The organism is Corynebacterium sp. c3Ub_189 (assembly GCF_039907195.1).
GTDB lineage: Bacteria > Actinomycetota > Actinomycetes > Mycobacteriales > Mycobacteriaceae > Corynebacterium.
The window spans coordinates 1-25,081 of the sequence record NZ_JASBOF010000015.1; the positions used below are offsets into that span (position 1 = coordinate 1).

Annotated in this window: 21 protein-coding genes and 1 pseudogene; 7 read left to right on the top strand and 15 right to left on the bottom strand. The window is 58.9% G+C overall.

Features of this window, described 5'->3' with window-relative positions; translation table 11 throughout:
* Positions 1-226 precede the first annotated feature (226 nt).
* The 3 genes and pseudogenes from murJ to QKD99_RS08280 form a co-directional block, all read right to left on the bottom strand.
* A complete protein-coding gene (murJ, locus tag QKD99_RS08270; protein ID WP_297845577.1) occupies positions 227-3,655 on the bottom strand; it encodes a murein biosynthesis integral membrane protein MurJ in 3,429 nt (1,142 codons plus the stop codon).
* An 18-nt stretch (positions 3,656-3,673) separates the two neighbouring features.
* Positions 3,674-5,869: a DUF6049 family protein gene (locus tag QKD99_RS08275; RefSeq protein WP_297845575.1), complete on the bottom strand. Its 2,196-nt coding sequence runs from the start codon at positions 5,867-5,869 to the stop codon at positions 3,674-3,676.
* A pseudogene (locus tag QKD99_RS08280) lies at positions 5,869-6,384 on the bottom strand (NUDIX hydrolase); the annotation flags it as partial. The pseudogene QKD99_RS08280 and the gene QKD99_RS08275, both read right to left, overlap by 1 nt.
* Positions 6,385-6,550: 166 nt before the next feature.
* Here QKD99_RS08280 and QKD99_RS08285 point away from each other — a divergent pair.
* Genes QKD99_RS08285 through QKD99_RS08300 form a run of 4 tightly spaced genes read left to right on the top strand, consistent with a single transcriptional unit; the run spans position 6,551 to position 9,683 of the window.
* The gene (locus QKD99_RS08285) at positions 6,551-7,987 is read left to right on the top strand and encodes a CCA tRNA nucleotidyltransferase (RefSeq protein ID WP_297845573.1); all 1,437 of its coding nucleotides are present in this window, start codon (positions 6,551-6,553) and stop codon (positions 7,985-7,987) included.
* Entirely contained in the window at positions 7,987-8,583 is a 597-nt protein-coding gene (locus tag QKD99_RS08290) for a YqgE/AlgH family protein (protein WP_005325866.1), read from the top strand. The genes QKD99_RS08285 and QKD99_RS08290 overlap by 1 nt, the downstream gene beginning before the upstream one ends.
* A 39-nt stretch (positions 8,584-8,622) precedes the next feature.
* Entirely contained in the window at positions 8,623-9,351 is a 729-nt protein-coding gene (locus QKD99_RS08295) for an AzlC family ABC transporter permease (protein ID WP_297845571.1), read from the top strand.
* Entirely contained in the window at positions 9,351-9,683 is a 333-nt protein-coding gene (locus QKD99_RS08300) for an AzlD domain-containing protein (protein ID WP_347951200.1), read from the top strand. The genes QKD99_RS08295 and QKD99_RS08300 overlap by 1 nt, the downstream gene beginning before the upstream one ends.
* A gap of 12 nt (positions 9,684-9,695) precedes the next feature.
* Here QKD99_RS08300 and QKD99_RS08305 read toward each other — a convergent pair whose 3' ends face one another.
* From QKD99_RS08305 to QKD99_RS08325, 5 genes are all read right to left on the bottom strand, one after another.
* A complete protein-coding gene (locus QKD99_RS08305) occupies positions 9,696-10,004 on the bottom strand; it encodes a hypothetical protein (protein ID WP_239274576.1) in 309 nt (102 codons plus the stop codon).
* Positions 10,005-10,019: 15 nt separating this feature from the next.
* Positions 10,020-10,985, bottom strand: a complete 966-nt coding sequence (locus QKD99_RS08310) for a bile acid:sodium symporter family protein (RefSeq protein WP_239274578.1) — start codon at positions 10,983-10,985, stop codon at positions 10,020-10,022.
* 101 nt (positions 10,986-11,086) lie between these two features.
* Positions 11,087-11,452: a Rieske 2Fe-2S domain-containing protein gene (locus QKD99_RS08315; protein ID WP_005325879.1), complete on the bottom strand. Its 366-nt coding sequence runs from the start codon at positions 11,450-11,452 to the stop codon at positions 11,087-11,089.
* An 85-nt stretch (positions 11,453-11,537) separates the two neighbouring features.
* Entirely contained in the window at positions 11,538-11,759 is a 222-nt protein-coding gene (locus tag QKD99_RS08320; RefSeq protein ID WP_049377777.1) for a hypothetical protein, read from the bottom strand.
* 339 nt (positions 11,760-12,098) lie between these two features.
* A complete protein-coding gene (locus QKD99_RS08325) occupies positions 12,099-12,569 on the bottom strand; it encodes an SdpI family protein (RefSeq protein WP_049377776.1) in 471 nt (156 codons plus the stop codon).
* Between the two features lie 192 nt (positions 12,570-12,761).
* Here QKD99_RS08325 and QKD99_RS08330 point away from each other — a divergent pair, with 192 nt between their 5' ends.
* The gene (locus QKD99_RS08330) at positions 12,762-13,973 is read left to right on the top strand and encodes a dicarboxylate/amino acid:cation symporter (protein WP_269953973.1); all 1,212 of its coding nucleotides are present in this window, start codon (positions 12,762-12,764) and stop codon (positions 13,971-13,973) included.
* Positions 13,974-14,041: 68 nt separating this feature from the next.
* Here QKD99_RS08330 and trpA read toward each other — a convergent pair whose 3' ends face one another.
* From trpA to QKD99_RS08360, 6 genes are read right to left on the bottom strand one after another with little or no spacing between them, the layout of a single operon-like run.
* Complete coding sequence (gene trpA / locus QKD99_RS08335) at positions 14,042-14,908, bottom strand: tryptophan synthase subunit alpha (protein WP_269953972.1); 867 nt, start codon at positions 14,906-14,908, stop codon at positions 14,042-14,044.
* Positions 14,908-16,113: a tryptophan synthase subunit beta gene (trpB, locus tag QKD99_RS08340; RefSeq protein ID WP_269953971.1), complete on the bottom strand. Its 1,206-nt coding sequence runs from the start codon at positions 16,111-16,113 to the stop codon at positions 14,908-14,910. The genes trpA and trpB overlap by 1 nt, the downstream gene beginning before the upstream one ends.
* 13 nt (positions 16,114-16,126) lie before the next feature.
* The gene (gene trpCF / locus QKD99_RS08345; RefSeq protein WP_269953970.1) at positions 16,127-17,533 is read right to left on the bottom strand and encodes a bifunctional indole-3-glycerol-phosphate synthase TrpC/phosphoribosylanthranilate isomerase TrpF; all 1,407 of its coding nucleotides are present in this window, start codon (positions 17,531-17,533) and stop codon (positions 16,127-16,129) included.
* Positions 17,533-18,567, bottom strand: a complete 1,035-nt coding sequence (trpD, locus tag QKD99_RS08350; protein WP_347951201.1) for an anthranilate phosphoribosyltransferase — start codon at positions 18,565-18,567, stop codon at positions 17,533-17,535. Before trpD ends, trpCF begins: the two co-directional genes overlap by 1 nt.
* Position 18,568: 1 nt before the next feature.
* Entirely contained in the window at positions 18,569-19,216 is a 648-nt protein-coding gene (locus QKD99_RS08355; protein WP_347951202.1) for an anthranilate synthase component II, read from the bottom strand.
* Entirely contained in the window at positions 19,213-20,730 is a 1,518-nt protein-coding gene (locus QKD99_RS08360) for an anthranilate synthase component 1 (protein ID WP_347951203.1), read from the bottom strand. Before QKD99_RS08360 ends, QKD99_RS08355 begins: the two co-directional genes overlap by 4 nt.
* Positions 20,731-21,059: 329 nt before the next feature.
* Between QKD99_RS08360 and QKD99_RS08365 the strand changes: the two genes are divergently transcribed.
* Both QKD99_RS08365 and QKD99_RS08370 read left to right on the top strand, forming a co-directional pair.
* Complete coding sequence (locus QKD99_RS08365; RefSeq protein WP_297845545.1) at positions 21,060-22,535, top strand: NAD-dependent succinate-semialdehyde dehydrogenase; 1,476 nt, start codon at positions 21,060-21,062, stop codon at positions 22,533-22,535.
* Between the two features lie 271 nt (positions 22,536-22,806).
* Positions 22,807-24,018, top strand: coding sequence for an MFS transporter (locus QKD99_RS08370; protein ID WP_284769066.1), 1,212 nt, complete (start codon positions 22,807-22,809; stop codon positions 24,016-24,018).
* Positions 24,019-24,444: 426 nt separating this feature from the next.
* On the opposite strand, the gene QKD99_RS08375 is transcribed toward QKD99_RS08370, so the two are convergent.
* On the bottom strand, positions 24,445-25,077 hold the full coding sequence (locus QKD99_RS08375; protein ID WP_347951204.1) for an MOSC domain-containing protein: 633 nt from the start codon (positions 25,075-25,077) through the stop codon (positions 24,445-24,447).
* Positions 25,078-25,081 lie beyond the last annotated feature (4 nt).

Below are 25,081 nucleotides of genomic sequence, written 5' to 3' on the forward strand. Positions count from 1 at the left end.
GTGTGGGCTGGGTCTAGTACGTAGGTACCTGCTGCGAGGGCCATGATGAATACTCCTAAGGTTGTTGTTTGCGTTACACCCCACAGTGTACGTACCACTTCTAAATAGTCAACACGTGAAGTAAAAAATTTTTGAGTGTGCAGGTCAAAGGAGTTTGATTGGGAAGAATTTAAAAAAGAAGGCCGAATCGAGGGTCGTTTCCTCGATTCGGCCGTGTGGGCTGTGCCTAGGGCTGCCCGACGAGACCAATGTCTGCGATGGTTGCCTTATTGGACTTGGGCAGCTCGGTGATCATGAGGAGGAGGCCGTCGAATTGCTCGGTCGTTTCCTCCAGCTCGATATCTTCCTTGCCGCTTTCGAACTTGCCCCTGGCCAGTTGGTGCAGGGAGCCAGCTTGTGGGTTCTCCGGATTGAAGCTGTCCTGATTTACGCCATAGACGGCGTACTTCGCCCCAGTGGAGTTGGACTGCACCACCGGCAGGACCGCAAGGTGCGTTGGCGTATCCAAGGTGACGAGGACGCCGGTGTCCTCCTTTTCGGTGGACCAAGTGGTGGCCGTTTTGCCGTCGATAAGCGCTGCATAGTCCTTGTTATCAGGGACGGTAACCGCAGAGGAAGGCTGGAGACGCACCGGCGGGGTATCCGGAATGTCCGTGCTGCCGTGGATGGTCTCGCTGACCGGGTTGGATGCCTCCACATTGCTGAGCAAGGACATGATCCAGGTGGTGAGCGCGGCCATTGCTACGACGAAGATGGTGGCGAAGATGCCGATGACGATGACGCCGGAACCGGAATAACCGCGGCCGCCAAAGCCGGGTTCTTGCGCCGGGTCATCCTCTTGGTCCGGTTCTACCTGTGCCTTCACCGGCAGGGCTTCAGGTGCTTCTTCTGGTTCATCCGGTGCGAAGTCGCGCAGGCGCTGGGCGATGCCGGCCAAGGTGAGTGCCTGTGCCTCTTGTAGCTCCTCCATCTTTTCCTCGCGGCTGTCTTCGTCGGCACTATCGAGCGCGTAGTGCGCATCTTCGACGCGCTGGGCGGCCTCGTCCGCGGGAAGGTTGGCGTCCTCAGAAATATCGCGCAGCTTCTTCGGCGAAGGCTCCGTGGACTCTACGAGCAGTTCCAGGGCGGAGCTTAAAGCCTCGCGGTCGGTGGCCGCGGAGGTGCCGTCCAGCACGGCGGGGAAGGCAACCTTGACCACGCCATCGGTAGAGACGCGGAAACGGTCACGGTGCTCCACGCCGAGGATGAGGCCGGCATCGTGGGCAGCGGCGGCATCAGCAAAAAGCGGCGCAGTAGCTCGTGCCACGGAATGGGGATCGAGGTTATCGGCCTCCGCTACCTGCTTGAGGGAGGTGCCCTCGAACCAATCCGCTACCACCAGGCAGCCGGTGCGGTAGGACAGGACTTGGATATTATCCGCCACGGTATCGAGCTCCAGCTCGGCAAGGCGGCGGGTATTGCGCGAAATCTCTGCGGAGCGGCGTGCCGCGATTCCCGGCGTCGACGGCGCAATCGGCGCCAGGCTATTGGTATCGACGAACGTCAGGGCGACCAGTCGGCCGGTGGACTGTTCGCGCGCCTGCCAGAATTGCGCACCAGTGACCGCACCGTGATCCTGTAGCAGGCGGAAGCGACCGTCCGATACCGGGGCGCCTGGGACCAGGCGTGGTCCGCGGACGATGCCCGCGGACATCGGCGGCGGCACCAGGGTGGCATTGAAAGCATCCTGGGTAAATACCGGCCGGATTTCCGGTACGTCGGGCTCCTCCAGCTCGATGGCCTTGGAGGAATCGACCTTGATGAAGCGGGACATGCCCGGAATGCGCTGTAGGGCGCGGGCCAAGTTCTGTACCTCCGGCAAGGAGGACTTGGACAGCACCAGGCCGGTGGCGATGAGGAATATGACACCGAGCACCGCGACCTTGATCAGCGAGACGATGGACGGCAAATTCTCCGGAAGGAGGAGATTCACGACCCAGTACAGCACCCAGGAGACGACCAAGCCCACTAGGCCGGCACCGGAAGCCCACAGCACGGTCTGCGTGACGGCCTTGCCGCCGAGGCTGCCGAGCTTGCGTTTGAGCAGGAAGCCGCCAATGACCGCACCGGAGACGAAGCCAAAGCCATTGGCCGTACCGAGCAGAATCACCACGCGGTCCGGGTTGGACGTCATCAATGGTGCCAAGAGCGTGAGGACGATCTTGGTCAGCGTGATGCCGGCGATGATGAAGGTAGGCGTCCAGGCTTCCTCGCGGGCATAGAACACGCGCAGGTGCAGGAGCACCAAGGCATACGGGATGAGTGTGAAGGCGGAGAAGCTGATGGTCAGGCCGAGTTGCTCGGCGCTGTCGGCGCCGTAGGCACCGTATTGGAAGAGGGCGCGGGCGATGGGAACGCCAAAGCCGGTCATGAAGATGACGATGGGGATAAGCGCGATGAAGGTCAGCTTGGAGCCCAGGGTGAGATCGCGGACCACGGCATCAACATCGCCGTCGGCGGCGTTGCGGGACAGGCGCGGCATAATCGCCGTCAGGAGCGTCACACCGATAACGCCATAAGGCACCTGCAGCATGAGCCAGGCGTTCTGATAGACCAGCGGAGCGCCCGCATCCGCGTATGCGGCCACGCGGGAGGTGACCACGTAGCCCAGCTGGGAGATGGCCACATAAGTAATGATGGCTAAAGCCATGCCGCCGAATTGCTTGATGCGCGCATCCAAGCCCCATTTGGGGCGCAGGTTAATGCCGGCCTTTTTCAGATACGGCAATAGGATGAGGCACTGCACCATCACCGCTGTGGTGGTGCCCAAACCCAAGAGCATGACGTGTGGGTCGGCCACTGGCGTGGGATCATGCGGGTCGAGCTCGCCTGGCAGGAAGCGATAAGCCAGCAGCACGCCAATGGAGATGAAGTTATTGATCACCGGCGCCCAAGCGCCCGGACCAAAGACATTCTTGGTATTAAGGACGGCCTGGAAGAGGGCGAAGAGGCCGTAGAAAAGAATCTGCGGCAGCAGCAAGAAGGCCAAGGAAGTTGCCTGCACGGCATTGGCCTTGGAATCTTCCGGCAGCATCATTCTAGTTAAGAAGGGTGCGAGCACCACGGAGGCGATGGTGACTATGCCCAGGATGGAAAAGGCCAGGGTAAATAGCCGCCGGACAAAGGTCTCGCCGCGGTCCGTGTCTTCTTTTTCGGCGCGCACGAGGACAGGCACGACCAGAGAAGTCAGCACCGCACCCAAAACGATCTCGGTGACGAGGTTGGGGATCTGGTTGGCGCTACTAAACGCGGTGCCCACCGTGGCGCCGAGCGTGGCGCCGATGAGCATCTGGCGCAAGAAGCCAGTGATGCGGGATAGCAGCGTCGCGATGGCCATCGTGCCCGTCGCGCGGATGACATCCTGATTGGATGATTCATTGTCCGCGTTGCGTCCAGTGAGCGCGGACTTATCCTCCTCGGGAGGAACGGCGGTGTCCTTCACCGCTGGGGTGGGGCGCTTTTCTGGTACCGGAGCGGGAGGAGAGGCCTGGACGATGCGGCCGCGGGCACCCGCCGGGGCGGGGTGCTCTGCCGGCACGGCGGCATCCTTCGGGTCAACTGCACCCGCAGGTGACTTCTCCACGTGTTCGGCCTCGCGGCCAGTCTTATCAGTCATAGAGGATACAACTTCAACTTACTTTTTAAGCCTTTGTGATTTTTTGCGCCGATGGCGGCCTAGCCGGAAGAGCGTGGCTAAGACCAGCGCAAGGGCGCCGGCTATGCCGACGCCATACACGCTTACGATACCGGCACGCGTCTGCACGGCGATATTGATGGGCTCGGAGATGGTTTGCTTTTCTGGGGTGGCAAGCCACAGGCCAATGTCTGTGCGATCGACGTCCTTAGGCATATCGGCGGTCATGGATACAGTAATAGAGCCCTTCGCCGGAATACGGACGCTCTTGGGCGTGTTGAGGCGCGCGCCATCGGGAGCATCGTATTGCAGCTTGGCCTCCACCGGTAGTGGCAGGCCATTCTCTGCCACGATGAGCAGTGGCGATGACTCGGATACGCGGGTATAGACATTGCCCGGTGGGATAAGCGCCACAGAAGAACGCAGGTCCCGCAGCGTATCGGAATGCACATCCATCGTGTGAGTGAACCGGCGCTGCGCCTCTGCATTGCTTCCCAAGCTATCGCGGTTGGTTAGCGAGAGGGCGGCGAGCAGATCCCGGCGCAAAGGCAGGACGAATTCATAGCGAGTGAGCGCGATATCGGGATCATCGACCATGATATTCATCAGCTCGTCGGTATAGCGAGCCTGCTGCTCCACGCGGACGATATCGGATTCGGCAAAGGCGGCGGGATCGCTAAAGGGGCTGCCGGGCAGTGAACCGGGCTCTGCGGTCTCCTGCTTCAGGCTGCCGACGGTGCGCGGATGGGACTTACCGGAAGCGATGAGTGCCTCGGCAGAGTCGAGTGCGTACTCGGCCGCGCTGGGATCCAAGTAATTGGGCAAGCGCGCCACGGTGTCATCGCTTGCGGCCAAGCTCAGTGCGGCGCCGCCGGTGATGGCACGAGAAAGATCGGAATCGAGCGAGTAATCGTAGCGCAGCTCTGGGTTGGAATAGCCCACCGTCTGTGGTTTGGAGCCGGTTTGGGCGAGGAGGGCGCCCAGGGAGGCGTCGAAAGTCACGGCGCGGCCAGGCCACGAAGTATTATCCGCCACCAACGCGGGTAGGGGCAGCTGCTGATCCACGTAGCCGGAGCCGACCGCGAGCACGGTGGTGGCCGGCTTGGCACCGAGAATTCGCTCGATGGTGTGATTGCCGCGTTGTAGCCCCTCATAAGTAAGGAAGGGATTATTTGCCTTGGCCACGGAGGAAGCATTGGCGTTCGCCCACGGCATAGACATAAAGCAATCGAGCTCGCGCAGGCGCTTGAGCCAGCGGGCAGCATCCTCTTTCCCCGTGCCGGGTTCGAGGTGCACATCGTCCTCGTTAGTAAACCACGAATCGCGCAGTCGCTTAGGGCGCTCGGCTTGAGGTGGGCGGGCCGAACCTACCTTATAGCCCTCCGCCATGCGGTTGACCGTATCCAAGAGGGCGGGATCGATGGCTACGCAGCCTGCCCCACGCAGGTCGTGGTCGGCATACGTGCTGACCAAGCGATCGAGCCGGCCGCCCTCCGCCAGCTCACCGGCCAGCTCATCAGAGGAGAGGATAAGGTCCTCTCCCCCAACGCCGCCTGGTACCGAGTCAATATCGGCACTGATGGGATAGACCACGGTGAGATCGTGGGGTTTGGGATCCGAGGGGGCATCGCCAAGCGCCTGCTCCTTCCCCTTTACCTGGCCTACGAGGCGCTCCTCCGCAAAGCTGACCGCCTCGCCGCCTACGGTGCCGGTGAGGGTAAACAGCAGCGGATAGGAGCCAGGCTCTTCGATGGCCAGGGTCTGCTCCTCGTGCAGGGAGGTGGGAACCTGGAAGGTAACCTCCCGGGATTCGCCCGGCTGCAGGGGCGCGGTGGTAGTGCTCGGACCGTAATACGGGAATTCGCCGGTGGCCAACTGCGTGCGGGCCTGCGCGGTATCCTCCACGGCATCGCCGCGGCGGCTCGTGAGCTGAAGATTCTCCATGGCTTCATCGGTTGGATTGTGCAGGCGGAAGGTCAGTTTCAGGGCCTTGCCCACGGAAAAGGGCTCGGCCGTAAGGAGATCAAGAGTGGCCCGCTCCGGCCCGCGCGCGCCCAACCATGCTTGGATATCCTGCTGATTTTCGGCGGCCGAGTCCATCTGCGCGGCGGCTTCTGGTAGCGGCAGGCACAAGCCCCACCCCGCTACCGCCATGCAGCCGCCCACGGCGGCCCAAGACTTCAGGCGTTGGCGCATTACCGTGGCGTCACTTTCCCCGCCGCGGCTTCCTTTCGTGCGAGATCGGGAAGGAGATCATGCGCGATGCGCGCCAGCTTGCGCTCATCGGCGTAGGCCAAGTGCTCGATGAGTTCAGAGACGGGGATCCACGAGACCTCGGTGACCTCTGGATCCTCATCGTTCATAATGCCGTCTACAAAACGCAGCAAGTGGTGGTGCACGGTCTTATGGATGCGCACGCCATCAGAGACGAACCAGTAATCAATCATGCCGAGGTCCGCAAAAACCTCACCAGAAATGCCGGTTTCTTCCCATACCTCGCGTTCAGCGGTGACCTCCTTGGCCTCGCCATTTTCCACGTGGCCCTTGGGCATGGACCACAGCAGGCGTCCGCGGCGGTCGAGGCGGCCGATGAGCGCCACATAGAGCCGAGAAAGGTCGACATTGCCATTGGCATCGACGCACTCCGCCAAGCCGGAGACAACGAGGCCGCCCGCGGAGGTTTCATCGCGGGTTTCCATGGCAGTGGATTGGCCATTGCCACCGCGGTAGGGCTTGCGCTGCTGAGTGGTGCGGCGCGCGCGATTATCCGGCCGGCGGCGCCGCCTGCGCCGAGACCGGTTGCGGTTGCGGCCGCCTCCCTTGGAGGGGCCCTGTTCTTGGTTAGTCATCCCTGCCAATCGTAGTAGACTCTCACCCGTGAATTTTCAGGACACTCAGCTAATCGGCGTTCTTGCCCGCGCGGAATCCACCGTCTCCTCCCTCAGCAACCTGCTGGGTGGGCTGGTGGAGAAATTTGCCGCGCGCGGCTACTCGCTCTACCTCGTGGGCGGCTCTGTGCGCGATGCGCTTTTGGGTCGCTTGGGAAATGACCTGGACTTTACTACCCCGGCCCGCCCCGAGGTGGTCAAGGAGATCCTCGATGAGTGGGCCGAAACCGTGTGGGATACCGGCATAGACTTCGGTACCGTCTCCGCGGCCTACAAGGGCCAGCAGATTGAGATCACCACCTTCCGCTCTGATTCTTATGACGGCCAGTCCCGCAATCCAGAGGTGGTTTACGGTGACACCTTGGAGGGCGACCTAGTACGGCGCGACTTCAAGGCCAATGCGATGGCCATTGAGCTGCTTGCCGACGCCTCCTTTAAGTTCCACGATCCCCTCCACGGCCTCCACGACATAGCTGACCGGGTGCTCGATACTCCGGATAAGCCGGAGATCTCCTTCCACGATGATCCGCTCCGCATGCTGCGTGCGGCGCGTTTCGCCTCCCAGTTGGAATTCCGCGTGGCCGATCGCGTCGTGGAGGCCATGCGGGATATGGCTGGCGAAATCCAGCGCATCACCGTAGAGCGCGTGCAGGTGGAGCTGGATAAGCTCATCTGCGGCACGGCCCCGTGGGATGGCATTGATCTACTGGTATCTACGGGAATCGCGGACTATATCTTCCCCGAGATCCCCGCGCTACGCATGACCGCGGACGAACACGCGCAGCACAAGGACGTCTATGCGCACTCGCTCAAGGTGCTGAGCCAGGCCATGGACCAGGAAGAAGATGGTCCAGACCTCGTCCTGCGCTGGGCGGCGCTGCTCCACGATATTGGCAAGCCGGATACCTTTGATAACACCGATGGCAAGGTCTCCTTCCACCACCACGAGGTGGTGGGCGCGAAGCTCGCCCGCAAGCGCCTGCGCAAGTTGAAGTACCCCAAGGCCACCACGGAGTCCATCGGCCAGCTGGTGTACCTGCACATGCGCTTCCACGGGTTTGGGGAAAATCAATGGACCGATTCCGCCGTGCGCCGCTATGTCACCGACGCCGGTGATCTTCTCCCCCGCCTGCACAAGCTGGTGCGCGCCGATTGCACCACCCGCAATGCCAAGAAGGCCCGCCGCCTCCAGCGCACCTACGATCAGCTGGAAGAGCGCATCGAAGAGATCGGCCGCAAGGAGGACCTGGCGCGCGTGCGTCCAGACCTCGACGGCAACGAGATCATGGAGATCTTAGGGCTCCAGCCCGGCCCTGAGGTGGGCCAGGCATGGTCCTATCTCAAGGAGCTGCGCCTCGAGCATGGCCCCCTCGAGCGCGAGGAAGCGATTGCGAAGTTGCGTGAGTGGTGGGATTCTAAACAGTGATGTTTGCCGATAGATTATTCAACGCCCTCGAGCGCAATGACCCCGCCCCCGGCCAGCTGCTCATCGCCGCTCCGGGGATGCTTTCGCCGGAATTCGCCCGTTCCGTCATTCTCGTTATTGAGCACAATGACATGATGACCTTCGGCGTGGATCTGACCAAGCGCTCCGAGGTGGCGATTTTCAATGTGCTGCCGGAATGGCTTCCCGTTGTGGCCAAGCCGCAGGCGCTGTACATCGGCGGCCCGCTCAATCAGCAATCCGTCGTAGGACTCGCGCAAACCAACCAGGGCGTCGATCCGGACAAGCACGATCGCCTCACCCGCCTCGCCCCGCGCCTCGCGCATGTGGATCTGCGCGCGGAGCCAGAAGAGATAGAGCCCTTGGTCTCGGGCATGCGCATGTTTGCCGGCTACGCCGAGTGGGGCCCGGGCCAGCTCGAGGAGGAAATCGAGGCCGGCGAATGGTTCGTCTCCCCTGCCCTGGCCCAAGACGTTATTACGCCGGGCCCGGCCGACCTCTGGTCCGATGTGATGAAGCGCCAGCCCATGCCATTGCCGCTGTACTCTACCTACCCCGTCAACGTGGAAGACAATTAATTCCTATCGAGCTGCAGGCAGTGGGCTAAACTAGCCCGCATGCGTGAGGATATTGCACAAGGTTTGCGGGATACCTGGGCCGCCGCCATCGGCCTCATTCCCCTCGGCCTTGCCTTCGGCCTGCTCATGGTCCAATCCGGCTTTAGTTGGTGGTGGACGCCGATTTTTTCCATCGTCATCTACGCCGGCTCTATGGAGTTCCTGGCCATTTCCATGGTCACCGGCGGCGCCACACCCTTGGCTTCCCTGGTTACCGGTTTCATGGTGAACTTCCGCCATATTTTCTATGGTCTTACTTTTCCTCGCCACCGCATTCACTCGCGCCTAGGCAGGGCTTATTCCACCTATGCGCTTACCGACGAAACCTATGCCATCGTCTCCTCCCTCCCCACCCATGACCGCCCGACTGGGGCCCGGATCCTCACCATCCAAATTTTTTGTCAGGCTCTGTGGGTAGGTGGTGGCATTGTCGGTGCTCTCGCCGGCCAGGTGATTCCCTCTACCGTGCAGGGCATGGAATTCGCCCTAGTGGCGCTCTTCGTCGTGCTGGCGATGGATTCCTTCCGCAATAACCAGGACTTCTCATTGTCTTTGAGCGCCGCGATGGTGGGGATCCTCGCCGCTGCCTTCGTCCCTGGTCAACTTCTCATGGTGGCTCTCAGCGCCTACTTCATCCTGTTGATTATTCGGTACCTATCTCCACGCGTCGATGCGGCTTTTACCTTGCGTAGGCGAGGCGACGTTAAGAGATTCCGGGAGGAGTGCTAATGCCTGCTGGAGTCACCCTTGCTTCCATCGCGGCCGTCCTAGTTCCCGTCGGCCTCATTACCGTTGTACTTCGCCAACTTCCTTTCTCCTTTGTGAAATGGATGAAGGATAGTCAGTTCTTTTCTTTACTCGGCATGATGATGCCTGTCGGCGTAATGACCATCTTGGTGGTGTATACCGTCCACGGGCAGGCCGGCGCCCCCGGTGGTATCTGGGCGGCTCTCCTTGGCGTGGTGGTCACCTTCCTGCTTCACCTGTGGAAGCGGGACTCAGCGCTGTCCATTTTCGGCGGAACCGCCTTCTATATGCTCCTCGTCAACGTAGTCTTTTAGCCCTTGCGACTCTTATAGGCCGAACTTGGCGGTGGCTTCGGACCACAGGGCATCGAACCGAGACTGGTCCACGTACTGCGCGCGAATGTCCGGAAAATCATCATAGGTATCCGGGTGAGGGACAACCTCTTGCGGCTGATCTACGTTTCCCGTGGAACTAGTTGGTGTCGCTACCCCGACGATGGCATCCGAGGGATCCAGTGCAATCATGCGCACCATGCGGCAGCTGCTTGCATCGCGCTCTTCCATTTCCGCTATGTGGATCGCTGAGCCCACTCCGGGTACATTCAGTTCGGTTCGTACGTATAGGTAATTTCTCATGGCACTTAAGTTTAGTTACGTGCTGGGGCGCTGTGCGTAGCGGGCCGCTAGCCACGAGCACATCATCAGCTGAACCTGGTGATAAATCATCAACGGGAGGATGAGTAGGCCAAGGGATGCGCCGCCAGAAGCGAAGATGACCGACGCCATGGGTAGTCCCGTGGCTAAAGACTTTTTCGATCCACAGAACTCGATTGCAATGGTGTCGGCGCGATTGAATCCCATCTTTTGGCTTGCCTTTCTGGTGAGCCACAGCATGAAGGCGACGAAGGCAGCAGCGAACACAACTAGGAAAGCCAGATCCCACAGGGAAATAGAGGACCAAATTCCGTCCACCACACCCTTAGAAAAAGCGGAATATACCACCATCGCGATTGAGCCGCGGTCCACGATTTTAGTGGCCTTGCTTTGCGCAACCTTCCCCGCCCAGCGCCGAGTAAGTTGACCTAAAACAAATGGCACCAACAATAGAAGGGCGATTTCGCTGAATACTGACGTATCGATGTGAACTTCTCCCCCAGTTCCCATCAGGAGCATGACGAGCAATGGAGTGATGATTACTCCCACCAAGTTTGAGGCGGAAGCCGATACGATCGCGCCCGCCACGTTTCCTTTCGCGATTGAGGTGAAGGCAACCGAAGACTGCACCGTGGATGGAACCAGCGTGAGGAATAAGATACCTAAGTACATGTCGTGCGATATGACAGCGGTGAGTGGCCGCAGTGCTATGCCTATTAGCGGGTAAAAGACAAAGGTAAAGGCGAGAATTGTGAGGTGTAGCCGCCAGTGTTTTAGTCCGTTGAGGGCTTCTTGAGTGGGAAGCCTCGCGCCATACAAAAAGAAAAGTAGCGCGATGGCTACGTTTGTTAATTGGCCGAATATGTCGGCGAAGTTCCCGCGGGCTGGTGCGATTATCGCAATGATGACCGCCAGGATAATGAGGACAATAAGCGGGTCGGGCTTCTTCAAACGCTGCAGCATGCTAAGAGTTTAAACCCGATTCGTCTTCACATGCTGCAGATACTCGAGCCAAGAAAACACAACCCGTGTAGTTTCACGTGAAACCACACGGAAGATATACTTTATGCCGTAGTGACGTTAGAGCCGTCTTGTTTAACTTCGTATTCTTCCAATGGATCGCGCCCCGGGCCGGAGATTACGCTTCCATCGCTGAGATTGTAGGAGGTGTTGTGTGCCGTGCAGGTTGCCGTCATGCCATCGATCTCGGTGATGGGATTGCGCTGGTGGGGGCAGGTCTGGGAGTAGGCCTTAAACTCGCCTTCCTTGGGCTGGGTGAAGATCACGCCATCGACAATCTTAGCGGAGCCAATCGGAATCTCGGTCGCCGCTATTTCTGCGGACGGAGAGGAGCCACAGGCCGCGGCGTAGGCGCCTGCAAATGTAGTGGCGGTTCCAAGCAAGAACATTCGACGGGAGCACTTAATCATGCCTCTACTTTAGCTTGTCGGTCTTGCGTATTGTGCCGTTCCCGTTTGCCCGGTTTAAATTATAGTTTCACGTGAAACGCTGAACTTAGTCAGCTAGGAGCCCCTCCCACGTCTCCGGAGAGCCATCGGAGGTAGCGATAAGTTCATAGGTGCCGGACTCAATTCCTAAATCATCAACGATGCTCTGTGCAGATTGCTGTTCGTGTGCTTCTGCTACGGACGTCGTTACCTTGTGGTCTTGCTCAGCGTAAGCGCCGATCGCAAAAGTTGAAGCGGCGATGGCCGCCAGGGCGGTACTTTTCTTCATGCACTATATTCTGCCCTTCGGGGGGATGGGTGCGCTTTTGCCTGTCAGGGTTCCATGGCAGCTTTACGTAACCTCTATCCTCTCTCGCAGGAATCGCAAAGATGCGGTATATCAACTATAGAAGTAGTCAAGTATGGGTTAATTCCAGATTATAGTTTAGATTTAAATATCGACAGTTACTAAAAAGTGATAAGCATCAGTCCTTCATAATAAGGTCACTGTGACTAACACGAAGTGCTCGGAGATAGTTCGACACGAATACCATAGCTACAAAAATTCCCCTTCTGGACGGAAGATGAATCTTTCTCCAGAAGGGGTTGGTTGCGCAGCAGTGCGTGGCTACCTGTCGGATTCGCGAGCGGCGTGACGGAGCGCGTCGACATCAACCTGGGGGGCGGATGCTGCGGGGGCCTCTTCCCCACCGCAACCGTCGGAACCACAATTACAGGATTCTCCGCAACCCTCCTCATCAGCGTGTGCTTGTTCGTAGAGGAACGCGGCACGTGAGCCGAGGTTAGAACCGATGGAGAGGGCTAGAACAGCGGCCACAAAAGTAAGAATCGGGATGAGCCACATCCAGCCTTGAGCACGAAGCGCGACGATGCCGCCAAAAACTAGACAGACACCGCTAAGGATCCAGAATGGTCCGGCGACGCGATGGGCATTGTCCCATGCTTCACGAGACTTGCGAATTTCCTGTAGGCGCAAGCCGATATAGCTATTTCCAGGTAGGCGCTTGGTTGAGGCCAAGGCTCCCACGACGATAAGAAAGACGGCGAGGATTAAAAAGATGATTCCCACAGCGATCATGTACTTAGTTTAACCTTGTAGCGCCAAGATAAAAATCGTGGCTGGGGTAAGTATTCTGAATATGCCGCCGGTCGGGTAGTATGCATTTAAGGTCAATCGATAGATATTGAATCGACCGTTGCCTCTGTACCGCGCTGTTTCACCTTGAAATTGTTTACCAAGGGGCGAAACACCCGATTTGATTGTAAGTACATGAATCTCAAGAAACTCTCGGAATCTTTATTGTTCCGCATCATCGTCGCCATCATCCTTGGCGTGGTGGTGAGCCAATTCGCGCCAGAATGGTTTGGCCGCGTATTCGCCACCTTCAATGGACTCTTTAGTAACTTCCTCAATTTCTTTATTCCGGTCCTCATCTTCGCGCTTATCGCCCCGTCGATTGCTGCTCTGGGGCGGGGAGCCGGGAAATGGTTGGGTGTTACTGCAGGCATTGCCTACGGCTCAACGATTGTTGCGGGTCTTCTTGCCTACGTACTTGCGCACTGGCTCTACCCCACCATGCTCAGTGGTCAGGATCTGATTACAAATGTCTCCGATATCGATGAGGGCGCGCTTACCCCGTACTTCGAGGTGGAAATGGCGCCGCCTTTTGAGGTCATGACGGCCCTGCTGTTGTCATTCTGCATCGGCGTAGCGATGACTACAGTGAAGTCCGATACCTTGTATGCGGTCACAAGGGAATTGGAGAGCGTAGTAGTCAAGGTCATTTGGGGCTTTGTAGTGCCAATTCTGCCCTTCTATATCTTCGGCATGTTTTTGGGCTTGGGCATGAATGGCAATTTGGGCTCAGTGCTCTCGGCCTTCGCCAAGGTCCTCGTTCTGGCAGTTGTCATGACTCTGGTTTACCTGGTGCTCCAGTACATTATCGCTGGTGCAATTACCGGCAAGAATCCTTTCAAAGCACTGCGCAATATGTTGCCGGCATATTTCACCGCACTGGGAACCTCCTCTTCTGCCGCCACCATCCCGGTGTCTATGGAGTCCACCTTGAAGAATGGCATTTCGAAGCCGGTGGCAAGCTTCGTTATCCCGCTGTGCGCGACCATTCATCTCTCTGGTTCCATGATTAAGCTGACGCTCTATGCCTTTGCGATTGTATACATGGCGAATCTGGATATTAGTACGAGCACCGGGCTTGGTTTCATCTTCCTGTTGGGGATCATGATGATTGCCGCACCAGGTGTGCCTGGCGGTGCGGTCATGGTCGCAGCTGGACTACTGGCGGACATGATGGGCTTTGACGATGGCATGGTGGCACTGATGATCGCGGCCTATATTGCAATCGACTCGGTTGGCACTGCCGCCAACGTTACTGGCGACGGCGCCATTGCGATGATCGTGGACAAGTTCGCAGGCGACAAAAAGGGCCCTACTGAAGAGGAACCTGCAGAAGCAACCGCTTAGAGGCTTTCTTAACTCGGACCCCTTCTCAGCTGCCGATAGCTGAGAAGGGGTCCTTCGCGTCTTCAGGACTACTTTTGAGTCGCTGCCTTCATACGAGCTACATACGCGGCGAGTTCTTTATGCAATGCTTTCTCATCGGAGATGCGGCCTGGAGTTCCTTCCACTGGCCTGCCTTTCGCGTCTGTTTCACGTGAAACGTGGCGATCAATTATCTTGGTGATTGCGGAGCCTGTAATGGCGCCCGCTGCCCCAGCGGTCACGGCATCGCGCACGTGTTGCGGCTCGGAAATGCCGAATCCTAACAGTACTGGAGGCCCGTCGAATCTATTGATGTTGGCGACGACATCTTCGAGCCCAATAGTCTCAGATTCCTTTTCGGCACCCGTGACTCCATCTCGTGATACTGCGTAGATATAGCCGCGTGAGCTTTGAGCGACGCCCTCGAGGGTGTGCGCAGTCGCGCGGGCCGGGGCGATAAATATTGGATCAATACCGGCTTTTTCTGCTGCGGCGATGAAGGGAGCGCCTTCGCGCACGGGGACGTCGGGAAGCAAGATGCTGTCCGCGCCCGCTTCTGCAAACTCGGCGTAGAAGCGGTCGAAACCCCGAGTGAAGGCCACATTGCCGTAGATGAGCATGCCGATGGGAAGCTCGGGAAACTCCGCGCGGATTGTTCGCACCTGTTCTAAGGCGGAATCTACGGTGGCGCCGCCGTCGAGCGCGCGAAGGTGGGAGGCCTGAATGGTGGGGCCGTCGGCCACTGGGTCAGAAAATGGAACTCCTAGCTCCAATGCATCGGCTCCGGCCGCGACGACGGTTCGCACGATGGCCAGCGTGTGCTCCGGTGTGGGATCGCCCAACATGAGGAATGGGACGAAAGCGCCCTCTCCCCTGTTGTGTAGTGAGTGGAATAGGTCTTCGTATCGGGTGCTCATTAGTTCTTCTCCTGGAGCTTAAACTCTGGGTGGTTCTCAAGGGTGTGGCGGACGTAGTCGATGTCCTTATCGCCGCGGCCGGAAAGGGAGACCAAGATGGTGATGTCCTCGTCCTTACGCTTCAAGGCGTAGGCCAACGCGTGAGAGGATTCGAGGGCCGGAATGATGCCTTCCTTAGTGGAAAGAAGCTGGAATGCTTTGAGTGCTTCGGCGTCAGTTATGCCGACATAGTGCGCGCGGCCACTGGCGTGTAAGTGCGCGTGCTGTGGTCCTACGCCTGGGTAGTCGAGTCCGGCGGAAATCGAATAGGATTCTTCCACTTGGCCGTCCGCGTTGCGCATGAGGTAGCTGCGCGCGCCGTGGAGGATGCCAACCGTACCGTTGTTGATGGTGGCACCGTGCTTGCCGGAGTGTAGGCCTTCGCCGCCAGGTTCGGCGCCGACGAGTTCGACTTCCTCTTCTTCAATAAAATCTGCGAACATACCGATTGCATTAGAACCGCCGCCGACGCAAGCCACTACTACATCCGGTAGCCCACCGGTGCGCTCAAGCATCTGGGCCTTAGCCTCTTCAGAGATGACCTTGTGGAACTCTCGGACGATGGTTGGGAATGGATGGGGTCCGGCCGCGGTACCGAGGAGATAGTGGGATTCATGGAAAGTGGCGGTCCAATCACGGAGGGCTTCATTCACCGCGTCCTTAAGAGTTCCGGATCCGGTGTCGACGGCGACGACCTTCGCGCCCATCAGTTCCATACGGAATACATTTGGCTGCTGTCGGGCCACATCTTTCGCGCCCATGTAGACCACACACTCGAGATCCAGTAGCGCGCAAGCAAGTGCAGTAGCGGTGCCGTGCTGGCCCGCTCCGGTCTCCGCGATAATGCGTGTCTTCCCCATCCGCTTTGCTAGCAGTGCCTGTCCGAGAACTTGGTTCGTCTTGTGTGCTCCACCGTGTACGAGGTCCTCACGCTTGAGGAAGATGCGCGCCTTGCCCCCGAGGTTCCTCGCCTCTGTAATTGGTGTGGGACGGCCGAGATAGTCACGCAATAGCGTGCTTAGCTCTTTGCGAAAGGCCGGGTCGTTTTGTGCTTCGACAAAAGCCTTCTCAAGTTGGTCGAGTGCTGGGATGAGGGATTCGGGGACGAACTGTCCGCCGAATTCACCAAAGTATGCCGGAAGGAGCGTTTCACGTGAAACTGTCATCGTTCTCTTCTTTCTATGGGTGTGTGTAGTTTCGGATGGTGCTAAAGGCTTGGGCGATCAATGAGGAGTCCTTGCGGCCGGGTGCATACTCCAAGCCTGAGTTGAGGTCCAGTCCCGAGGCTCCGATTCTCAGTGCCTCTTCGAGGTTCTCTACCCGGAGCCCTCCAGCGAGGAGAGCTTTCTCCTTCACTTCTGCGGGAATCGTCTGCCAGTCAAATGTGGTTCCCGTCCCGCCACTGCCGGAGTCGAGGACAAGAGCGCCTACCTCTGGTACTAGGTCCGGTGCCAAGGTAGCGAAGTCAGGGTTATTCATGTCGATGGCCCGCCAAAGGCTAAGACCGTCAGCGACGCCGCGAACATCTTGAAGGAATTCCAGCTCTGCTTCCCTACTGCCTTGGAATGGGGCGTGAAGCTGGAGAACTTTGAGGCCGGGGATCCTGGCTATGTTTCCTAGCGTCTCCAAATCCGTAGACCGCGTCACGGCTACGTACTCCAACTCTGGTTCCGCGGAAATGATGCTCTGTGCGGTTTCACGTGAAACACTGCGGGGCGAATCCGGTGCGAAGATGAGGCCTCCATAGCGGGCTCCAGCAGCGCGGGCTGCTTGTGCGGAGGAGGCGGTGGTAAGGCCACATACTTTATTGGTACCAAAGATGAGGTCGCGCGCCGCCCGATCGATGTCCTCCTGGGAGGTGAGCTGCGAGCCTACAAGGAAGGCATGCGCGTGGGCTCCTAACCGGCGGACGGTGGCGTTATCTCGGATTCCAGATTCGGAAACTATCACCTTTCCGTCTGGAACATGGCGGGCTAGGCGTTCGGTGCGGCCTAAATCAATGCTGAGATCGTGGAGATTGCGGTTGTTGATGCCGATGATATCGACTCCAAAATTCACCGCGCGATCGACTTCGTCCTCGGTGATGGCTTCAGTCAAGACGTCTAGGCCGAGTTCGTCCGCCAGTGCCTTGAGCTCACCGTAGGTGTCATCGTCGACGATAGACATCATGAGCAAGATGGCATCGGCGCCGTAATATCGCGCGGCATAGACCTGGATGGGATCGACAATGAAGTCTTTGCACAGCACGGGCACATGGGTGGATAGCGCGACAGTCTGTAAATGGTCATAGTCGCCGCCAAACCGATCGGGCTCGCACAAGACCGAGATGGCGGAGGCGTAGCGAGAGTAGATCCGGGCAATATCGCCCGGGCGATAGTCCTCGCGAATTTTGCCAAGGGACGGCGAGGCAGACTTGCACTCTAAGATGAAGCGGTTGGTGCCACGGAGGGCGTCGGCAAGCGAACGCTCCGATCGTGGCACACTAGCCAGGTCTACGTGGGATAGCCGCTCACGGAGTGCGGGCAGGTGAGTGCGGCGCTCGGCGACGATCTCCTCGAGCACCGTAGGTAAAGTATTCTCCGCCATTAATTCTCCTCCCCTACTGCATAATTCGTGCTCTCGTGGAGCGAGAGCCATTCTTCAACAGCGCCGCTGCCAATCAGTTCCTTTGCGTGGGTGACTCCCGCCGCGATAGTCTCCGTGATCCCGTTGAGGTAAAACATGGCGCCGGCGCTGGCGGCAATGGCGTCACAATGGGCGGGCTCGCCACGGCCGGCAAAAACCGCACGGAGGGCTTGGGCATTGGCGGCGCCATCGCCGCCGGCTAGGTCCGCTAGTTCGTGGCGCTTGATGCCGAGGTCTTCTGGGGTGAGCTCATAAGAGACAATCTCGCCGTCGTTGAGCTCCCAGACCTGTGTCGTGCCGTGGGTAGCGATCTCATCCGTGCCAGCACCATGGACGACCAAGGCGCGTTCCCGGCCGAGCTCTCGGAAGACTTCCGCGATGAGTTGGCCTTGGGCCGGGTGTGCGATGCCCATGATTTGCAGTGATGGGCGTCCTGGGGACAGGAGGGGACCTAGTGTATTGAAGATGGTGGGGATGCCTAGCGCCTTGCGCACCGGTTGTACGTGGGCGACCGCTGGGTTGTAGGCTGGGGCGAATAGGAACGTGAAGTTGGAAGCTTTAAATTGACGCACCGCCCGGGCGGCGTCTAGGTCCAGAGGGATATTCAGGGCTTCGAGAACATCGGCCGATCCCGACTTGGAAGAGACCGAGCGGTTGCCATGCTTGATCATCTTCACTCCCCCGGCGGCGGCAACGAGGGAGGCACCCGTAGTGATATTGATAGTATTCGCGCCATCGCCACCAGTGCCGGCCGAATCCATGAGTCCTTCTCCGGTGATGGGGAATGGATAGCCCACTTTCAAGAAAGCTTTGGCCGCGCCGGCAATGTCTGCGAAGGTCTCGCCGCGGGTGCGGATATGGGTAAGTAGCGCCGCGATATGAATATCGTCGTAGTCGCCCACGGCCAAGGGGGTAAATACCTCCATGGCTTCTTCGATGGTGGGCTGAGAATTATTCAGGAAGGCTTGCAAGGTACGCAGGGGTGTGTGATTCATTTTAGTGCTCCGTATCTATAGTTGCGGGTGTATATAGTTGGTTAATGCAACGCTCAAGCATGGCGGGGCCGCGGGGCGTAAGGATGGACTCGGGGTGGAATTGCAAGCCGAGGGCCCTACCGTCGTCCGTTTCGGCTGCCATGGCTACCTCTCCGATGTCTGTGGACGTACGCGCGAGACAACGCATCCCCCGAGGGAGGTCCGTACATCCAAGCGAGTGATAGCGCGCCACCGGAACTTGCGTACCTAAGTGATCCGGTTGGTCCGGCTCGGTATCGGTGGCAAGGCCCTGAAAGACGGGGTGCATAACGCCGGCCTCGGTCAGGTTCATCGGGAGGGACTTCCCGTGTACGGGGCCGCACGGTTCGACCGCGCCGCCGTGGTGCTCGAGTAGCGCTTGGAAGCCGAGGCATACGCCGAGGATCGGGGTGGTGCCTAGGGTGGCGTCGATAAGTTCCATCATGCAGCCGGCATCCCGAGGATGACCGGGGCCCGGGGAAAGCACAATAATGTCGGGTTGCGCGTGCAGCACATCGTGCACCGCTACGGTATTGCGAAACACGGTGGTATCGAATCGAGCGAGGGCATCGACGAGGTTGTAGACAAAAGAATCGTGGTTATCCAGAAGGACAATATGCGGCGAGCTCATCGCTGTACCTCCAATTCGGCTCCGTGTGCCATGGCGATGGCATGGAGGACGGCGTAGGCCTTATGCACCGTTTCATCGGCCTCGGCTTGCGGCACTGAATCCTTGACCACGCCGGCGCCGGCCTGCACAACTGCGGTGCCGTCCTGGACGTAGGCCGAGCGGATGACGATGCAGTTATCCATGGCTCCATCGCCGCGCAGGTATCCCACCGCCCCGCCATAGGAGCCGCGGCGCTTTCCCTCCGTGCAGCGCACAAGTTCGGTGGCGCGAAGTTTGGGCGCTCCCGTAAGCGTTCCCATGTTCATGCACGCGCGGTAGGCATCGAGCGCATCGAAGTCCGGGTGGAGCGTCGCCGTGACGCGGGAGACCAGGTGCATGACCCGTGAGTAGCGGTCAACGTGCAGGAGTTCTGCCACTTGCCGGCTGCGGGGCACGGCCACGCGAGCGAGGTCATTGCGTGCTAGGTCCACCAGCATTGTGTGCTCCGCAATCTCTTTCTGGTCTGTACGCATTTCTAGCTCGTTGCGAATATCTAGTTCATGGTTGATGCTGCCATCCGGGTTGAGCCCGCGTGGCCGAGTTCCGGCGATGGGATAGAGCTGAATCTGCCCATCTTCCGGCGTGAACTTGAGATTTGATTCTGGCGAGGCGCCGAAGAGCTCATAGACGGCACCGCGGACGTAGAACATATAGGGCGAGGGGTTGGTCTCGCGCAGCGCCCGGTAGGCAGCCAGGGCGTTGGGGCATTCCACGGTGAAGGCGCGCGCGGGCACTACTTGGTAGATATCGCCGGCGTGAATATTGCCTTTAAGCTTGTCGACGTCCGCCCGAAACCCCGCATCATTCACATCGGCCACCGCCCGGATCTTTTCCCTTTGCGGCGCCGTGGGACGAGCAGCCACCGGCAGTGAGGCAAGAGAATCCAACTCTTCCTGCAGGCGCTTGTCGTCGATGTCCCAGCCTTCTAGGTGTGCAGTTCCTTGTAGGTGGTCCACTGCGAGGACCGTTTGGGCTACCAAGAATTCAAAGTCCGGGTAGGTGTTGGCCCCGGGCTCAACCTCGGGCAGTTCCTCAAAAGTAGCGAGGTAGTCATAAGCGAATCCGCCCCCAAGGAACGGCAATATTGGAGAGGAATAGTTGGCTTCTAATTGCAGGAACCGCAAAATATCGGCGGTAGATTCGGCAAGAAGCCGCTCCCGCTCGTCGGGCTGTGTGGACAGCGAGAATTCGAAAACCGCGGCGGTAGTTTCACGTGAAACTAGGCGATGGTGGAACCGGTCCTCGAGGGAAGGAAGGAGCGTCTCCCCTGCCTCCGTGAGGGCGCGTACCTCTACCCTCTGGCCGTGGCATGTTACTTTCAGGGCGGCCCTGAGGACCGCGAGGCAATTGAGATTCTTCTTTGTCTCAATGTCCGCGCTTTCGAGAAGTAGGGAGTCGTGCGGTTGTGCGAGGGCGTCAAAGATTGCGGCCGCATCGCTGCCGTAGGAGATGTCGCGAGTGGCGGTGTATGGCATTGCAGTGCCCTTTCGATGGGTGTGGGGAACGGGGAAACGGATAGGAAGCTTCCGCGAGCAGAGGCACTAAAACGCCAAAAGGCCCGCAGAATGCGAGCCTAAAAATGGGATGTGGAATAAGGCCCGCGGGTTACGCGCGCCACCACCAAGCAGTAGTCATCTTCTTCATAACGGTCATACTAACCTAGATTTCTATAGCCTGTCAGGTAATCGATAAAAATATTCATCCTCTCCCACTATGCGCTTGTGCTTGGCGCCGGACCAAGAAAGCCAGCTAACGAATCGCGGTACTGTGGAGTGCATTCACGCAATGGAGAAAGGTGATGAATATGAGCATCGACCAGAAGGAACTACTAGCGAAGGTCCCCACTCAGCTTTTGATAGGCGGACAGTGGCGCGATGCGTCTTCCGGTGAGACCTTTGACGTAGAAAATCCGGCGACGGGCGCGACCATCGCCACGCTGTCGTCAGCGGATTCTGATGATGCGGTGGCTGCCCTCGATGCTGCCTGTGCGGTCCAAGATGAGTGGGCGCGCACCACCCCGCGCGAGCGCGCCGATATACTCCGCCGCGCCTTTGAATTGGTACACGAGCGCGCCGATGAGTTCGCCACCCTGATGACCCTTGAAATGGGAAAGCCCTTTGCTGAGTCGCAAGGTGAGGTCACCTATGGTGCGGAATACTTGCGGTGGTTTAGTGAGGAAGCCACGCGCGATTATGGCCGCTACTCCCCCGTCCCGGAAGGTACCTTGCGCATGGTTACCCGCCGCAAGCCTGTGGGTCCGTGTCTATTGATTACTCCGTGGAACTTCCCCCTCGCCATGGCCACCCGAAAGGTTGCTCCGGCCGTTGCAGCGGGCTGCACCATGGTCCTGAAGCCGGCCAAGCTGACGCCGCTCACCACGCAGTACTTCGCACAAACCATGCTCGATGCCGGCCTGCCACAGGGCGTGCTCAATGTGGTCTCCGGCAGCTCCGCTTCGGCCATTTCGGAGCCCTTGCTTGCCGACGCCCGCTTGCGCAAGCTCTCCTTCACCGGTTCTACCCCAGTGGGCAAAATCCTCCTTAAGGGTGCCGCGGATAATGTCTTGCGCACCTCTATGGAGCTTGGCGGTAATGCACCGTTCATTGTTTTCGAGGATGCGGATATTGACCAAGCGGTTGCGGGAGCCATGGGCGCGAAGATGCGCAATATTGGCGAGGCCTGCACTGCGGCCAACCGCTTCTTGGTGCACGAGTCCGTGGCGGAGGAGTTTACGCAAAAGCTGGCAGCAGAGTTTGAGAAACTCGTCGTCGGTAATGGCATGGACGAAGGTGTGACGTGTGGTCCGCTGATTGAGGCTAAGGCACTCGACAATGTTGCATCCTTGGTTGAGGATGCGGTGGACAAGGGTGCGACCGTTGTCACCGGCGGCACCCGCGGCGAGGGCGCGGGTCACTTCTATGCGCCCACTATCCTGAGCAATGTTTCACGTGAAACTCGCGTCGCTCAGGAAGAAATTTTTGGACCGGTCGCGCCCATCCTAACCTTCAAGGATGAATCGGAAGCGCTAGAGATTGCGAACGATACGGATTACGGACTTGCCTCCTATGTATATACGGAGGATTCCGATCGCCTCTGGCGCGTTGCCGACGGCCTCGAGTTTGGGCTGATGGGATTCAATGCCGGTGTCATCTCCAATGCCGCTGCCCCATTCGGCGGCGTCAAGCACTCTGGTTTAGGACGCGAAGGCGGCGCCGAAGGTATTGAAGAATATACCTCGGTGCAGTACTTGGGTATTCGTGATCCTTATGCCGGCGCCTAGGATTCAAGAACTTTTCTTAAGCGCGAATAAGTCAACGCTACCTACCCAGTGCGTAGCATTTTCCAGTTCAAAGCGTAGCGATTGTCGGTAGCCGCCCGTGTACGGGCGGCGTCGGTAAGGGTCTGGAAAGCTTTTCAATTAACCTTTGCAGCCTGCGGGGCGTATAGTTCCTCTCCGTAAAATTTAATTTCTATTTCCTTCATCTGCGATGCGTGGCCTTATGGCCAGCGCGTGGAGAGGGAATTTTCTTTTTGTTATTTGGAGTGAGTATATGACGTCTACAGAATCTGCAGCGGCTAAGCCGCCGCTGATTACGCCTACGTTTGTCCTCGCGTGGGTGGCTAATTTTTGTCAGTTCTTGGTCTTCTACCTGTCCGTAACCACCATGGCCCTCTACGCGGTAGAGAGTTTCGGGGCATCGGATACCGTGGGTGGTTTCGCCTCCAGTGCCTTTGTTCTGGGCGCGACGTGCATGCGCGTGTTCTCCGGCTGGATCGTGGACCGCGTGGGCCACAAGAAGGCGGCCTTGACTTCACTGGTCTTCGTCACAGTTGTAGCTGTGGCGTACTTTTTTGCGCATAATGTTGCGGTCTTGATTATCGTGCGAATGGTGCACGGCGCGGGCTATGCCTTGACCTCTACCGCACTCATGGCGGTAGCGCAGTCCGTTATCCCGCACGAGCGCCGTGCGGAAGGCACCGGATACTTCGCCTTGGGCACTACCCTGGCAACCGCGTTCGGTCCAGCTATCGGCCTGTTCTTGGCCAATAACATCGGCTACACTACGCTATTTGCAGTCGCCCTTGGCGCAAATATCGTTTCCCTGATCCTGGCCTTGGTGCTGCGCTATCCGGCCGAGGTTTCCTCCGAAAAGCCGGCCTTTAGGCTGCGCAATGCCGTACACCCCAACGTGGTTCCCATCGGTCTATTCATGCTCCTAGTCGGCATCGCCTACTCCGGCGTGGTTACCTATCTCAACGCCTACGCACGCAAGGAAGACCTGGCCACCGGCGCAGGGCTGTTCTTCATTGGCTATGCGGTCACGATGCTCATCATGCGCTTCGTCTTGGGGCGCATCCAGGACCATAAGGGTGATAATGCCGTGATGTACCTCGGCTTGGCCGCCTTTGTCGTGGCGCTGCTGCTCATGGGCTTCCCCACCAATGACGTCATGCTGGTGGTCGCAGGCGCCTGCACCGGTTTGGGCTTCGGCACCCTCAGCCCCGCCTGCCAAGCCATCTCCGTGCGCTCGGTGCCTGCCGCGCAAATGGGCGCGGGCATCTCCACCATGTTCCTGCTCATGGACCTCGGCATTGGCCTGGCTCCATTCGGCCTGGGCCCCATCGTTGCGGCAACGGGCTTCGACACGATGTATCTTATTCTCGCGGGCCTCGTGGTTATCGCCGCTATCTACTACTTCTTTGTGCACGGCCGCTTCCCTAAGGCGAAGGGGCACCATCTGAGCTTTGAAAAGGGCGAGTAGCACAGTTACACTCCCCTACTTCGCACTTAGCATGTAAAGCACGCCAGCACTCAGTGCTGGCGTGTTTTTGTTATGCGCGCACTCCGGGCGAGAAGACTGTGCTGGACTCTTGGCAAGCTAAACGTCGTGACGTGGCCTGCGGTTCCGGAAGTAGAGTATGCGTCTAGACTCGCTGTGCAGGGATGTGCCGACTAACGGTCCCGGTCCCTACTGTGGGCCTCTGCGGCTTCCCATAGCGCCGAGTACAAGCCACGGGTGCCTGGCCTGCAGGCCTAGGGCGGGGCAATGACGAGCCCGATATGAGGACGCGGGACGGGCGGATATCTTTCGAGCACTGCCGAAATTGATGGGAACGCTTAAGAGGTTGGGGCGGTGGGCAGCGAAGCTTATGTGCACCTTGATGGCGGACTATAAGTGCTTGTGTAACTAGGTGCGAAGCGAGTTCTGTTGGCGAGTGGGCAGGCAGCCAGCATCAATAACGCGCCGGGCCAGGGCGCGGTCGCCCATCTTGGCGGCAAAGGCCATGCGCATGGTGATGCCGTGGCTGGGTGGGGTATCCAGCTCGATGGCGTCGCCGGGGCGAATGCGGCCGGGGGAAATGATGCGCAGGTAGGTGCCGCAGTCACCACGCGCGGTCCAGCGCTTGAGCCAGCCGCGCTCCCCTAGCCAGCCAGCGAAGGTGGCACATGGTTGGCGGGGCACGGATACCTCAAGCACGGCGGTGCCAATGCGCACGCGCTGATTGATGAGCAGAGCAGAGAGATCGATGCCCCGCGTGGTGAGATTTTCGCCAAAGCCGCCGGAGGCCAGCGGGCGGGAAAGCTCGGATTGCCAGTAATCCAGTTCCTCGCGGGAGTAGGCGTAGACGGCTTTATCGTTGCCGCCGTGATGTTTGGTGTCACCAATTATATCGCCGCGCACCCCGGAACCATCGCCATAATGGGGTCCGGGTGCTGCCAGCTCGATGAAATCCTGCGGCTTTTTGTCGATGCCCGAGAACTCATGCCGCCCGCTCGGGTCCGGCCGGCGGACGGCGACATTGGTGGAGATGACCTGCATGCCT